1 pseudogene is annotated in these 560 nt (G+C 50.4%); it reads left to right on the forward strand.

Going from position 1 to position 560, the window contains the following annotated elements:
• Window positions 1-306 precede the first annotated feature (306 nt).
• A pseudogene (locus AC1XDK_RS30795) lies at window positions 307-560 on the forward strand (hypothetical protein); the annotation flags it as partial.

Genomic DNA, 560 nt, shown 5'->3' on the forward strand with positions numbered 1-560 from the left:
CATGAAGTCGATGAACGATTGCGTTTCATGACGATGTGACCGCATCGTTCGTTGGCTACGACGGCCCCACGTATTAGCTTAGTAGCAACCGTTCGTCCGTTAGCCTCGATTTCTTCGTACTGGACGACAGGCTGAAACGTCTAGCTGGAGTATGTTGAGCGGGGGAACTCATGGCCGAAATCGATAGCGACGTCAGTAGGTACAATGGTGCAACCCTGATAGAGATCGTCTATCGATCGAGCTCACAACGGTAGCGTATGTACTACGGTACCACTCTCAGAGCCCACTTCACAATAACTGATAACAATGAGCAACGAAAATTCCAAGCGAACGGTAGAAGTTCGAACGATCGATGGAGTCGACGCGTTAGTCAACACGGATCCAGGAGAGATTTTCATTGACCTTCCAGCGTCGAACCCTCGCTACATTCGTATACAGGAAGGCGACCGTATTCAAGAAGGTGACGTCAGCACGAAAACGACTGCTGAGATGGGTGGACCACTACTCACGAACTGGCGAATTGAATCAATCACGTCAGGGACCGTCACGGGAACAGATAC

Source organism: Haladaptatus sp. HS23 (assembly GCF_056892285.1).